This is a genomic window from Leptospira barantonii (genome assembly GCF_002811925.1).
GTDB classification, from domain to species: domain Bacteria; phylum Spirochaetota; class Leptospiria; order Leptospirales; family Leptospiraceae; genus Leptospira; species Leptospira barantonii.
Window position 1 is genome coordinate 292321 of sequence record NZ_NPDS01000004.1, and the last position, 13828, is coordinate 306148.

The 13828-nt window shown below is 44.2% G+C and carries 12 protein-coding genes; 7 read left to right on the plus strand and 5 right to left on the minus strand.

Annotation, left to right across the window (positions count from 1 at the left end):
• Window positions 1-16 precede the first annotated feature (16 nt).
• The gene (locus tag CH367_RS11525) at window positions 17-796 is read left to right on the plus strand and encodes a hypothetical protein (RefSeq protein ID WP_425268833.1); all 780 of its coding nucleotides are present in this window, start codon (window positions 17-19) and stop codon (window positions 794-796) included.
• A gap of 12 nt (window positions 797-808) precedes the next feature.
• Here the strand turns inward: CH367_RS11525 and CH367_RS11530 are convergent, their stop codons facing one another.
• Window positions 809-1540: a leucine-rich repeat domain-containing protein gene (locus CH367_RS11530; protein WP_100762642.1), complete on the minus strand. Its 732-nt coding sequence runs from the start codon at window positions 1538-1540 to the stop codon at window positions 809-811.
• A 190-nt stretch (window positions 1541-1730) separates the two neighbouring features.
• Between CH367_RS11530 and CH367_RS11535 the strand changes: the two genes are divergently transcribed.
• The 3 genes from CH367_RS11535 to CH367_RS11545 are packed head-to-tail and all read left to right on the plus strand — an operon-like array spanning window position 1731 to window position 5205.
• Window positions 1731-2300: an LIC20153 family lipoprotein gene (locus CH367_RS11535; RefSeq protein ID WP_100762643.1), complete on the plus strand. Its 570-nt coding sequence runs from the start codon at window positions 1731-1733 to the stop codon at window positions 2298-2300.
• A 24-nt stretch (window positions 2301-2324) separates the two neighbouring features.
• Complete coding sequence (locus CH367_RS11540; protein ID WP_100762644.1) at window positions 2325-3038, plus strand: HmuY family protein; 714 nt, start codon at window positions 2325-2327, stop codon at window positions 3036-3038.
• Window positions 3039-3042: 4 nt separating this feature from the next.
• Window positions 3043-5205 carry a TonB-dependent receptor plug domain-containing protein gene (locus CH367_RS11545; protein WP_100762645.1) on the plus strand — a complete coding sequence of 721 codons (2163 nt, stop codon included), beginning with the start codon at window positions 3043-3045 and terminating at the stop codon, window positions 5203-5205.
• A gap of 58 nt (window positions 5206-5263) precedes the next feature.
• On the opposite strand, the gene CH367_RS11550 is transcribed toward CH367_RS11545, so the two are convergent.
• Both CH367_RS11550 and CH367_RS11555 read right to left on the minus strand, forming a co-directional pair.
• Window positions 5264-6487, minus strand: a complete 1224-nt coding sequence (locus CH367_RS11550) for an MFS transporter (RefSeq protein ID WP_100762646.1) — start codon at window positions 6485-6487, stop codon at window positions 5264-5266.
• On the minus strand, window positions 6462-7139 hold the full coding sequence (locus CH367_RS11555; RefSeq protein WP_100762647.1) for a biliverdin-producing heme oxygenase: 678 nt from the start codon (window positions 7137-7139) through the stop codon (window positions 6462-6464). Before CH367_RS11555 ends, CH367_RS11550 begins: the two co-directional genes overlap by 26 nt.
• Window positions 7140-7348: 209 nt before the next feature.
• Here CH367_RS11555 and CH367_RS11560 point away from each other — a divergent pair, with 209 nt between their 5' ends.
• The 3 genes from CH367_RS11560 to CH367_RS11570 are packed head-to-tail and all read left to right on the plus strand — an operon-like array spanning window position 7349 to window position 10583.
• The gene (locus CH367_RS11560; RefSeq protein ID WP_100762648.1) at window positions 7349-7744 is read left to right on the plus strand and encodes a Fur family transcriptional regulator; all 396 of its coding nucleotides are present in this window, start codon (window positions 7349-7351) and stop codon (window positions 7742-7744) included.
• Entirely contained in the window at window positions 7741-9339 is a 1599-nt protein-coding gene (locus CH367_RS11565) for a hypothetical protein (protein WP_100762649.1), read from the plus strand. Before CH367_RS11560 ends, CH367_RS11565 begins: the two co-directional genes overlap by 4 nt.
• A complete protein-coding gene (locus CH367_RS11570) occupies window positions 9336-10583 on the plus strand; it encodes an AZOBR_p60025 family cell surface glycopolymer formation protein (protein WP_100762650.1) in 1248 nt (415 codons plus the stop codon). The genes CH367_RS11565 and CH367_RS11570 overlap by 4 nt, the downstream gene beginning before the upstream one ends.
• A gap of 114 nt (window positions 10584-10697) precedes the next feature.
• On the opposite strand, the gene CH367_RS11575 is transcribed toward CH367_RS11570, so the two are convergent.
• Window positions 10698-12314, minus strand: coding sequence for a PDZ domain-containing protein (locus tag CH367_RS11575; RefSeq protein ID WP_100762651.1), 1617 nt, complete (start codon window positions 12312-12314; stop codon window positions 10698-10700).
• Window positions 12315-12328: 14 nt separating this feature from the next.
• On the minus strand, window positions 12329-13753 hold the full coding sequence (locus CH367_RS11580) for a S1C family serine protease (RefSeq protein ID WP_425268839.1): 1425 nt from the start codon (window positions 13751-13753) through the stop codon (window positions 12329-12331).
• Between the last annotated feature and the right edge of the window lie 75 nt (window positions 13754-13828).

Genomic DNA, 13828 nt, shown 5'->3' on the forward strand with positions numbered 1-13828 from the left:
TCAGGAGCAATCAACATTGAATAAAAACTTTCCTAAGTTCAACCGTAAAACCCGTTTTCTTCCCTCATTTTTTACGTTTTGCATTTTATCGATTTCGACGATCTCCTTCCAGTTCTGTTCCTTAGGAAACGAACGAACGGAGAATCTTTCCTCAAAGCCCTTTCTGCCCGTGTTGTCCGGCGAATACTATTCTAAGATTCAAAAACTGGAAGAGGGTTATTTCGTAAGACAATTGTTTCTGGATACGACCCGCAAACAGACCAAATTTCTGTTCACACAGTTGAGCGTTACCTTGAGTAAGAATCGGGAAGAAACCAGAATCGAAGGAATCGTAAAACCCACAAGCAGAGGATTTCGTTTGTTCCCCGAGTCTTGCCGTGTTTTTACAAACCGAGAATCCGGAAACCGCTGGGCCTTGGTCCGAGCATACGATTGTGATCATCTTTCCTTCGAAATAGAATCCAACGAACCGAACCGGGTCTCGATTGCGCCCGACTTTTTTCCTGGCGATCCGATCGGAACGTATCGCAAGGCCGCGTCTTCGGAACCAAGTAGAATCAGCGCGCTTGTATTGGAAAGCGGAGGTACGATCCTGGAAGTCTGGGGGCTCAGACTTTCCAGAGTTCGAAAAAACGCTTCCATCGTTTTGGAAAAGGAGAATGGAAAACGATATCCGGTTCGAGCCTTGGAAACGATCGAAACGACGGGGCAGGTGACCGCGGAAGGAATTCCCGTGGAGAAAGGGGATATTCTTTTATACAGCAATCCCGGAGAATCGGGTCCCCTTACATATTAATTATTTAGAATATTACAAAGAACTTGTGTGCATCGGAACGAGTTTGAGATAAGGCAATCGTTCGCGGATCCAATTCAATTCTTCCTTGGAAAGTTTTAAACCGGACCATTCCAGATAACGCAGATCCTTCAGTTCGTAGATATGACGGATTTCCTTGATGTTCGTGTGTCCGATCCGTAGTTCCAAAAGATTCTTACAGATCGAAATCGGTTCCAAGGTGGAAACCTCGGTGTTTCGTATATCGAGTTGTCTGAGTTTACATTCGAATCCGATAAAGGAAAGATCCTTGATTTTAGTTTTATACAAACCGAGTTTCGTGAGATTCTCCACATTGGAATATTGTTTCAGATCCTTTTCGTCCACCGATGTTTCGTTTAGATAAAGACTGTGTAACGCGGGGAGTTGGTTTAACGCGGAAAGATTCTTCACCTTGGTTCCGTTTACGTTTAAAAAACCGATCGTCTTGAGAGAACTGAGTTCCTCTAAATTCTCAAACTCTGGATGCAGAATTTCTAATGAAACCAAGTTTCGAAAGTCGATCAATCTCGCAGTGTCCGGAAACTCGCTTTCGTCAAAACCGATCCAACGAATTTGATACGGATAGTATCTGAGAATTTTTCCTTCTTTGGAATAAACGGGGATTCCGCCCGAGACCGGTTCTTTTTCCAAATAAGAACAAGAAAGAATCCAAAGTATTACGCTTAAGATCCAAACTTGAAACGGAAACGATCGATTCAGATTCATTCTAAGAACGATTTAGAGCCAAGACTCAAGAAATAGAAACCAATTTCTAAAATAAAAAACGACTTCAAAGGAGAATAACGTTCCAAAAATTGGATATAAATTTCCGGTTTCATTTTTTATATTTCTGATTTTGAGTTTGACTCTCATCTTCACATTTTCAAGATGACCCTATCTATCGAAAGGAGTAATTATGAGAAACATCCGAAAGTATGCAAAAACGGCAGTAATTCTGAGCCTTATCCTTGGTTTATTTTTAACCTGTAAAAAAGACGAGAAGGACGATATCGATCCGATCTTGCTTTTGGCAGGTCTGGTTTCCAACTATAACTGTTCCGCAACCGTAGGCGGAAGAGTGGCGGGACTTCCTGCGATGACCGCGACCACTTCCGTTCAAACTCTTGTTTATGGAAAGGTTCCGTTCGTGAATCACTCGATCGCGGCCGTAAAAGTCACCGGCGCGACCAACGGAAAAAAGATCGTTTTTACGGGACGTAACGTTGCGGATTTTGACGAAGGAACCGCAGGAAACGTAAACGCTCCTCTGGTTTACAATACATCAGCTTGTCCACTTTTGGATTCGGCTTATGATACGACTCGTGCGACTTACACGACTACAAGCGAAGGTCAATACGGTTCGGTTGCGGGCGACGGTCCTTACACTTACACTCTGAACGCGACTAAGGGCGGAGATTATTACTTCGTGTTTTATCTTGCTAGCAGAACCGCGGAACCTCCAACTACTACGTTCCAACTCCAATAACATTCAGAGTTGATTCGATTTAAAATGGATTCCATCCCGAACTTCAAACCGCTTTGGAAACGAACGTGTATTGGGTTCGGGATTTTGTTCTTCTTATCCTGCTTAATATCCTGTGCGAGACAACATCCCGCGATCGACGAGGGAGAATTGGCGTTTCGACAATCCATCCTTGCAATTCAAAAACAAATCGAAGAAGCGAATAACTCCAAAATTCTTTCCACGGACCCGAACGGGGACGGTTCCTTTACTACAAAAATCCGAGCGGTTTCGTATGACGTGTGGATCAAATACAGCTTTGCGAATAAAGCTCAGGTTTTCGCGGCCGATAACGCGGGCGGTTGGGACGTAGGTTTTCAAAGATTCAAATTACAGACAAACGGCGGTTTGACACATCCCGGAGGAAACGGCGGGGCTTGTATGACGAACCCTGTCCTTACCGATTTTAATGCCGCGTCTGCGAGTACTTCCTCGGCGTTGGGTTGTACAAACGCTTTCTTTTTACCGGACACGAACGTTTCCGAAGTTGCGGCGGGCGGAGTTCAAACGAATTACGTGGGGAGCGACGTTCTCAACAAATGGTTTAATTATACGTTGGCGTTTCTTCAACCCAACAATAAGATTTTCGTAATACGTTCCAATACCGGAAACGAATACTATCTTTTTCAGGTTACGGGTTATTACAGCACGGAAGGAACATCCGCATATCCCACCGTAAAATGGAAACAAATCCCTTACTAATCCGATGTATTTTTCATTCTATCGATCCTTTCAACTCAAGACGGTTCAGATTTTATTTCTGATCCTTTTCTGTATTCCGATCCAAGCCCAAGAGGAAAAGACGAAGCCGGAAATTAAAACGGGCGGAAACGAATCGCCTAACACGAATACTACGAAAGACGCCAACGGAATTACCGATCCTCCCAAAAAAGAAAACGGAAACGGCCAGATCCAAAATCAAAACCAGAACCAGAACGGTTCCAACGGACAAAACGGACAACCTCCCGAAGATTCTCAAATCGTAGTCACAGGTTCCAGAGGAGAAAGAAGACTCAAGGATTCCACCGTCGCCACCGAAGTAATCTCCCGAAAAAAAATCGAAGCGAGCGGCGCGAGAAACGCCGCAGAAGTTTTGGAAACCCAACTCGGAATCGACGTGGTTCCTTTTTTCGGAGGATCTCGGGTTCGTATGTTGGGACTTGATTCCCAGTACGTTTTGATTCTCATCGACGGGGAAAGAATTTCAGGTCGTCTGAACAACGCGGTGGATCTCAGCCGTTTTAAGGTTCAGAACCTGGAAAGAATCGAAATCGTAAAAGGCGCCTCATCGGCGTTATACGGCGCCGATGCGATCGGCGGCGTGATCAACCTCATCACAAGAGAAGCGGATAAAAAACTCAGCTACGAGATGAGAACGACTTACGGAAACGGAAGCAGAAAGAACTTCAACACCGAGGGAGAATTCAACACCACCGCCAACATGGGATTTCGAAACGAAATGGTGAGCGGCGCGGTTTCCGCGGGTTACAATAAAAATCCCGGTTATAGACTCGTTCCCGATTCTCAAGCGACGACTGGAAACGCGTATCAGGATTTGAACGCTGGAATGAATCTAACCTTCAACCCCGACGGTAAGTTCAAGGGTAAGACGAGAATTCTCTACCAACACAGGGATCAAAACGGGGTCGACGTGACTCAGTCGAAGGCTGTGTTCGATCGAAACAACAAAACGCACGACTTTCTTGCGACCGGTTCTTTGGAATACGGTTTCGGAAAAAGAAACCTGGTTTCCTTTCGCGGAAATATTTCCAAATGGGAAAACAAATATTACAACAACCAAAGAGGTTCGGACGAACTAGACGTAAAACAATTGAACGCGGAACTCACTTCTCAGGGAACCGTTCAGTTGGACATGGAAGCCTCGGACAAACATTTCATCACGATGGGTGCGGAATCTTTTGCGAACGAACTCGAATCGGACAGATTACAAAATCGTTATGTTTATAGAACTCGCAAGGCCGCGTTCTTTCAGGACGAATGGACGATTTCCCGTTCTCCTCGGATTCGAGTGATTCCGGGCGTACGATACGACGACGATTCTCAGTTCGGAAATCAGACCACTCCCAAACTCGCGGCACGTTATGACATCCTTCAGAACCTGGTTTGGAGAGCGAGTTACGGAAGAGGATTTCGTCCTCCGAGTTTTCAAGAATTGTATCTTCGTTTTGAAAATCCCGCCGTCGGTTACGTCGTGGAAGGAAATCCGAATCTAAGACCGGAAAAATCCATCACGATCAACTCCGATTTGGAGTACAGTCCTTTTAGTTTTTTGACGTTCTCCTTCAGTTTATACAGAAACGACATTATCAATCTCATTCAGTATAAGTTCGATTCGAACAAGGGAAGAGAATTCGCGGAGTTCCAACTTCAAAACATCGCAAAGGCTTATACGCGAGGCGGGGAATTCGGAGTTCAGTATCGATTCTTAAAACATTTCACATTGGAACTCGGTTACAATCACACCGATACGAGGGACGAAACCACCAATCGTCCTTTGGAAGGAAGAGCCCTTCACCAAGCCTCCGCGAACTTCATCTACAATTCTCCATCGGGGTTTCAGTTCAACCTTCGGGGAAAACATTTGGACAAAAGGCCGTTTTACAGTTCGACGAACAGTCTTTCGGCGGCGGGGCAGGATTATATTCCCACCGAAGTGAAATTAAACGAGAATCCTCCGGTAACATACGGAAAACCGTTTACGATCATCAACATAAGAATGGAACAGAAATTCTTTGATAAACATTTCGGTTTGTTCGTAGGTGTGGACAATATCCTGAATCAATACGAACTTGCCTACAATCCTACGAGACCGAGATTCTATTACGGCGGATTCTCCGCACAGTTTTGAAGCTGGAATCGTATCCATTCTTTTTTTACTTCAAAATACCGTGGGAGCTCCTACGATATCACGTTTCTTTTTTGTTTAAGGTTTTGTAAAAGGGAATGCTTACGAGCACGATCAAAATCTGAGCGAGTCCGAATAAAACGGAAGTGAGAGAGGAACCGAAAATCGAGGTTGTCGAAGTCGCGATTCGATCCAGCCCAACCGAAGATATCGGACCTAAGAAAAATCCCAAAGAACCGAAACCGGTCAAACCCGCCATCACAAGTCCGTTATTCTCCCTTGTGCAAAGAGAAGAGGCAAGTCTCAAAGACGTCGCAAACATCAAACCCGCGCCCAATCCGCAGAACAAAAGGGAAACGCTGATCCAAGCGATCGATTGAAACAAACCGGAAAGACTCAAGGAAATTCCGTAGATCAAAGAACCGATCGCAACCGGAAAATACTTCCCCGTTTTTTTAGAAAGACGAATCGCCGGATAAGACAAAAGAGCCATCGGTAAAAAGACAAGAGACAACATTCTTCCCGTTTCGGAAGGATTGAGGGAGAATTCTTCCCTGAGACGAAGATTGAGAGAACTCATAAAGTATCCCGATGTGAAACGATCCAAAAACTGAAACGCAAGCGGGAATAAAAGAAGAGGATGTGTTAAGAATAGAATTCCGGATTCTTTCCAAGAATGTTTTTTGGTTCTCGTGAATTTTTCTTCCGGTACGAATTGATAAACGACAAACGCGAGAAAGAGAAGAATTCCCGAACCGATTTTAAACGGAAGAGTGGGATCGTATTTTCCTAAAAAGCCCAGAGAAACTCCGACGGCTCCTCCCAAGGAAAGAAGCATTCCCGACAAACCCATCAAGGCTCCGTTTCCGAATTTACGTTTGGATTCTCCGTGTTCAACGTCCGCAACCGAAGCCAAAAGCAAACCGATGACGAATACGTGAGCACCACCTTCCAAAAATCTAATAAACAATAATGTGGAAAGATTCTCCGCGTAAGGAAGAAGACTCAAAAGTAACGCGTCAAACCCGCAGAAAAGTATGATGATTTTTCTGCGAGTTCCAAAATAGTCCGAAAGAAAACCGGCGACCGGTGAAAAGAAAAAAGAGCCGAGCATCGCAACGCTCAAGAACCAGGCAACTTCACCATTGCCTGATTGGAATCTGTCTTTTACGATTTCCTTAAATACCGGTACGATCATCGTTACCGGAAGCATCGCCAAAAAGACGGCCGCCGGTAAGAAGTATGGGGATTTTTTGGAATCAGCCTTTTCCGAGAACCGCATCATAGGCTTCCTTACCGATCGCGGAGATTAAGTCCTGTTCCAGTTCGGAAAAAATTCCCTGATTCAATAGAAAGACCTGTTTGGATTCCGCGAGGATGGCCTGTTTTTGTTCTTCGTTTACCGGAAGAGAATCCAGAGCCGCGCGATAGTTTTGTTTGAATCCGTTGATGTCTTCGATGGCCGGAAATTCGTAAAAGGAAATTCCTTTTCCTTCCGGTAAAGCAAGAGCTCTTGCCGCGACCTTTTTCAAAATTTGTCCGCCGGAAAGATCTCCCAGATAACGAACGTAAGAATGAGCCGCTAAAAGTTCCGGATTCGATTTTGAAATTTTACGAATTCTTTCCACGTAGGTTTGTGTCGCAGGCGTCGGTTTGTGATCGGCCGCTTTCCAACTTCCGTAAAAGAATTGTAGGTCTTCTAAAAGTGCGTTTTTACGATAAAGGCCCGGGAAGTGAATCGATTTCAAAACTGCGTTGTCCGCGTTGCGTTCGATTTCTTCTTCCATAGCTTCGTAAACAAAGTAGAAGGCTTCCAGATGTCTTGCGTAGGTTCCTTTTTCTAAAACTCCCTTCATAAAACAACGAATGAAAGCGGAACTTTCTGCCGCTTTGTGTTCTTCGGATGTTCCTTCTCGAAGGATGGTTGCTAAACTCATTGCGTATCTCCTGACAATACTGTGACAATTCTTTCAAGTTGATACTGAGAATCAAACTTATTTTTCTAAAAAGGTCGTGTTCTGTAAAAATGTGGGAACTCATACAACTCGATTTGTGGGAGTTCCCACACAACGTTTATTGAATTGACATGGACAAGCGAGGGAATTGAGAATTAAGAGGGCTCTCTGTAGCCATTCTTCGAATGAAAGTGGAAGATAAAAAATCAGCCCTCCGAAACACAAAACAAAAGGGGGAAATCTTAAAAGTCCTTGAGGCCGCCAAAGGTCCTTTATCGATCAAGGAAATCTACGAACTGTCTCGAAAGAACTTGGACAACCTGGGAATCGCAACCGTCTACAGAGCGGTCAATCATCTCATGGAAACCGGAGCGATCAACGAGATCCATTTACCCGGAGAATCCTCTCGATTCGAAGCGAGCCATTTACACCACCATCATCACTTTCACTGCAAACAATGCGACCGAGTCTATGACATAGAGATCTGTCCGTTTCCTCTGGACAAAAGTCCGAAAGGATTTACCGTGGACACCCATGAGATCATTCTCTATGGAACTTGTTCCGACTGTAATTCCAAGGCAAAATGAATTCCGAATCTAAACTCAAAATCAAAACAATCTGGATTTCTCTTCTTCTACTACTCGGATTTGTCTTTATCGATCGAATTCTGTTTCCGATCGTGTTGTTCGAATTTCCGAACGAACTCGAATGGGATACTTCTCCTTGGTATAACTTTCTTCACAAACGCAGAAACATAAAATTCGAAACCGACGAAAAAGGAATTCTCGTAACCGGAAGTAGCGTCGCGCTTTATTCCGCTTATCCCGAACAAATCGAAAAAGAGATCCGCGAATCCAAAACAAAGGACGCGGAAAAATTCAGAACGGAATTCTATTCTCATCCCGCGTTATCGCCCACGGATTTTTATTATTACTCGGACGACATTCTTTCAAAAAAGCCGGAACTGGTCGTCTACGTATTGAATCCAGCCGATTTACAATTGGATTATATTCAAAAAACAGAATATTCTTCCGGCGCAAGTTTCGACGAAGCCGCGAGAATGAAGGACTACAAGATCCGTCATCAGAATCGTTTTATTTTTCCGGGGGATTTTCTCGCGGACCACTGGAAACAATACACCAAGGGAGAATTTTTCTCGCAACTCGCGAAGGCGTCGATTCTTCTCAATCGTTTTAGAAGTTTCTTATACGATCCTTGGACCGAATACATGGAACATCATACGAGAACTATGCGTTCCTATCATTATTATACGGGTTCGATGCCGAAAGAGGGAATCTTTCTCAGAGGATGGACACCTCCGCAATTTACGATCGAATGCGAACTCAAAGACGGCAAGTTGTCGGAAGAAATTTTCGTACAAAAGCCCGGAATCAAGGTTGTAATCGAAGAACTCTCGTCGACCGTCCCGAGCGACAAATACTATAAACCGACGGATCCTTTACACGAGGAAACGTATTCTAAACCGGGCTGGAAACCTCTGGAGATAGAATTCGAAGACGTTCCCGGAGTTAAAACGAAATTCGTAAACCTGCGTTTCACTGTTTCTCCAACCACAAGTTCCGACGAAGTCGACGCGAGAATTTTCGGAATCCCCGCCACATACGGAATTCGCCTAACACAGAATTTTTGTCGTAACGAAATCAGAACGAACATTTCTTACGAAAGGATTCACGGCTTGGACGACGATCGAATCGAAACCATGTCCGACGAAGATTATTTGAAGGATTATGAAAAACGTCTTTACTACAATCCGGAAAACGAAGGCGCCCTCAATCGATTGAAAAAAGTTCAGAAGAACAAGGAGATCCTCGGAAATTCTTCTTACTTCACTTGGTCCGAAATCGATTTTCTGAATCAAACGATCGAAAAGTTCAAAACAAATGGGACAAAATTGATCATCGTCAATTCTCCCGAAAATCCGATCGAAAGTAAATATTATAAAAATGGAAACTGGTATAAGGGTTATCTGAACTTTTTGAATTCTCATCAGGGGAAGAATTTCGGTTTTTACGATCTCAAGGACGCGATCCCCGATAAAAAATCCTTCTTGGATCCGCACCACCTAACATACAACGCGGCCAAACGCGGTTCGTCCCTTTATACGGAACTCATCTTGGAATTTTTAAACGATCCTCAACGGAATTCGGAACGGAAAGAATGAAACCGGAAAGATCGAGTTTGTTCATTTCAAAAATTCGATCTACATTCGAAAATCCTCTACTGATCCTTCCTTTATTTTTCACGTTATACGCTCTTGCTTCGATTTTGATTTGGAAAAAATACGACTGGAATCCCAGTTCCCAAATCAACTTCGGAATGCAATTCGTGATACAAAACCCGGAACAAACTCCGAAAGGTGCGGTCGTATTTTTAGGCCGGCCCGGGGATCTGGGAGCGGGTTACGACGGACAAATCTTTTATTATTACTCGAGAATGTTAAGCGAATTCCATTTAAACTGGCCGAAGGGATTCGAAGAAAACATACGGGCTCCCAGAATCGGTTATCCTCTTTTAGTTTCAATTTTTGGAATATTCGGAACCTGGGGGACCGTTTTCGGAACGTATCTCCTAAATTTTGCGGTGATCTTGATCTCTTGGTTTTTGCTCCGAGATCTTTGCGGTGAAAAGTATAGAATCTATTCGAGTTTTTATCTTTTCTCTCCGTTCTTTCTGGGAAGTTATGCGCTTTTGGTGAGCGACGCGGTTCTTACCGGATTTTTGGTCCTCACGTTTTGGTTTTATAAGAAGGAAAAGTGGATTTGGTTTTTCCTATTCGGCGGATTTTCCATCCTCATTAAGGAACAGGCTCTCTTTCTTCTTTTTCCGTTGGGAATCGGATCGCTCATCAATCGTAACTTCAAACATTCGATCTGGATTCTCTCCACGTTGTTGTTGCCCTTTTGCTGGGGGCTTTTCCTAAAAATCCAATTCCCGAACTGGTCTCCGGCGAGGTTTACGGATTTTTTCGCTCCGCTGGACGGCTTTATCGGCTATTGGAAAGAGATCAAGGAACTTGGAATATTCTCCTTTTTGAATGTTCCTGATTTTGAAACCGGACTTACCCTTTTTGCGAAGAAGTTTTCGAGAGTTCCGATTTTTCTTTTATTTGTCACAGGATTGTTCGTTTTCGGAAGCGGAGATTGGAAACGGGGAATCGCGGAAAGACTTTCGTTTTTTATGGTATTGTTTTCGATCTTTTCCGCGGGTTACGTTCTGTATTGGTCGTCTTATGAAAACGTATCCAGGATGTTCACCGTGTCGATCGCGTTTTTGATCTTTTGGAAATTGGAAGATGATTCGATCCGCGACGGGACGTTTTGGATCGTAGTAGGAAGTATATTTTTCTTATTCTTGTTTAAGCTGGCGTTTATCTCGACGACGTTACCTTTTGAAATTTGGAAATAAGCCGTAAGTCACGCGATCCACGACAGCCTTCGAGTTTACTGACTTGTGGGTTTTCAGGAAATTTCTAGATAGTTTCCGCTGGTTTCGACAAAATCGAAATAGCTTCGCTTCTGATTAGTTTCCGTTTTCGGAAAATCGAATCTTATAACTTTTATAGATTCGATCGTTGATCTCTCCGAGTTTGCCCCTATCCAAAGCGATTTCCGTTCCGTCGTCCAAAGAAATCAATGCAAAACCAGATTTTCCTTCCCGAATATTCTTTCGTAGATCCTGAACCGATTTCACTTCTTGTCCGTCGATTTTTTCGACGATCTTAAAACTCAAATCGTGAAACCCGTTGTTCGATTCGTCCGGAAGCACCTGAGATAGAAGAACGATCTTACCTACGTCTCCTTCCTTCTCATGAAACTTATAATAGTCGTAAAGATACAGAAGTTTACGATCGACTCTGGATCTCCAATCCTTTCCCCATTCTTCCAATAAAGGTTCGGATAGTTCAAGGAAAACAAAACCGCCTTCCACGGCGAAGTCGTTCGAAGCGGGAATGTTTTTAAACGGAATTCGAACCGCAGAATGAGGGAAGGGTTTCAACTTCATGCTGAGGTTGATCTTCTTCTTATCTCTCAAAACAAGAATCGGAATTTCTTTTCCCAAAGAATAACCGAACGCGTCCCCCGCGTGCGCCAAGAAGGAAAGAACTTGTTTACCATAAAGCGGATGATCGATATAACCCTTCGAGTCCACGTTCTTTCCGCCGAACTCGAGAATGACGTCTTCCAATTTCAGAACTCCGCTCGCGGATGAACCAGGAATCAAATCCGCAACCAGAATGCCCGAATCCGATTCTTCCATTCCGTAATATCTTTTAACGGAACCGTCCGTGATCGGGCGAAAACGAAATCCCTTATAACCGAATACGTTCGTCCCCGGAGTATTTAAGAATTTTTGAATGATAAAGGACGGAATGATTCTTCCGGAATTTTTTCCGGAAGTAAAATCGTAAAGAAGACCGGATACTTTTCCGTTTTCGATTACGACCTCGCCGAATCCGTTCAGACCCTCGCTTGAGCTTACATCCACAACCGGAAGTTCCACTTGTCCGAGCGGCATTTGATCCATGTCCATACTCAAAAGAGAAATCGCCGTCGCTTGAATCGAACCGGAGTTATCCAGCTGATAAACGTTTGCTTGTTTCGGGAAAACGGAGATCGGTGAAAACTCGAGAGGAACAAGATCGTCGAAGAAATTTTTCTTTTCAACTCGAAGAAGGGCAAGATTGGATTCTGGATCGTAACGAAACACGACCGCTTTCATTTCCGAATAAGAGGAATATTTTTTCACCTCGACCAATGTGGCATCGGGTAAAAGAGAATAGGGGATCAGAATCCGATTGCCTTCGGTTACGACTCCGACACCTCTTCGAACCCTAGGATTTTTTTTCTTCCAAGGTTGATGATACTCGGGTTCTTGAAACGTAACCTTGATCTGTACGATACTTTTGTGATAAAGATCGTGACTCGTTTTCGATCGAGCGGGAGCTTCCGTCTTTTCCGAACCGGAAGTTTCGTTTTTCTGAGATTCTTTTTTGCCCTTGGGCTCCTTCGTTTTAGAGGATTTTTTTTTAATGAGAAGAAGGTCCGATTCTCCCTTGGGGGTAACTTCGGCAGAAACCGCAAACGTCGGCAAAATGAAAACGAGTAAGAATACGAGTATGATCCGGGATTTAAACATTAGATTTTCCTTAACTATTCCAGGCCGTATGTTTTGCGGATTTTTTCGTCCGCCTTTTCGGCCTCTTCGCGGTTTAAAACGAGTGGAACCTGAACGTCCAAAAACTTCAGACGCAGATACTTATCCTTGGATTCCTTCAGAATTTTCTGAAGATCGCTCAACTCGGAAACCGGGATTCCGTTCACCGATTCCAAAACGAGATTCACGAAATAGTCCGAGGAAGAATTCACCGGATGAGAAAGTTTGCGATATAAGACGACGTCCGTTCTTTTGTTTCGATTGAGACCGTCTTCTATGAAATAAAAAAACCTGTATAAAAGTTGGCTTCCACCCGAAGTGTTTCCGCCTCGACTCCAACTCGTGATGAGATCTCGGGACATTTCCTGAAAAAGAAGTCCGCCGATCATTTCAAACGCATAAGGTTTGTCGTATTGATTTCTCATAAAGTCAAAGTCGGGCATACGACGCGCGGGAAAAGAAACCGAGATCTCTTTTCCGTTTCGATACAACTTAAAGGAAATCTTATCTCCCGCGTGTTTGTTGTCCACGATCTCGACAAAGTCCACTCTAGCGTCCTTGTCCTGCATCACGGTTCCGTTTTTTCCGATCGGAAATCCGTCGATCTCCGTAAGAAAATCACCTTCCTTCAAAAACTTTTCAGCCGAACCGTTTTTCAGGATTCTAGAAACAAAAACACCTTCGAGATGATCCGGAATTCCTTTGGCCTTTCTCAAAGAAACGTTAAACGAATTGAGGGTTCTCACACCGAGTTCGACGTAACCGTCGTATTTTCCGTCCTCTATATCCGTAAGGAAATGACGTATAACGTTGGTGGGAATCAGATAACCGATATTCTCGCCTTTGGTTGCGACTTGAAACGCGACTCCGACCACTTTGTCGTCCTGAATCGCGGGACCGCCCGAGTTACCCGGATTGATCGCGGCGTCCACTTGCAAAACCAAATGGCTGTCCACCGCCGAATGAGAATAAACCGATTGATCCTTTCTCGACACGATCCCTCTCGTAACGGAAACCTTGTTTCCTCCGATCGGATAACCGACCACGATCAAAGGAGAATTGAGTTCCGGAATTTCACCGAGTTGAAGATCTCTCGAGTCCTTATAGAAGTCCGCGCTTTCGGCTTCGAGCACCGCCAAATCGCAGTCATGCGCTAAGTGAAGAATTTTAACGCTGTACCATTCCGTTTGATTGTAACGTTGCACCTGAACAAACTTCGCGTTGGAAACGACGTGTGCGTTGGTGAGAATTCTTTTATTTCCGATTAAAAAACCGGTTCCCGAACTGGCACGCACGGTGTCGGTGGTCCAGGGGGAAAATGGGTTCACCGCTTGGGAATAAACCCTGATTTGAACGACTCCCTTACGGAGTTCGTCGAATGGAAGAGGGCTTTCGACGGCCTGAATTTCGAAACGCGCCATCAAAATCAGCGCGATCGAAACAACCGGAGTAACACGTTTCAAACTTCTTTGAATCCAAATTCCAAAAAAACCGGA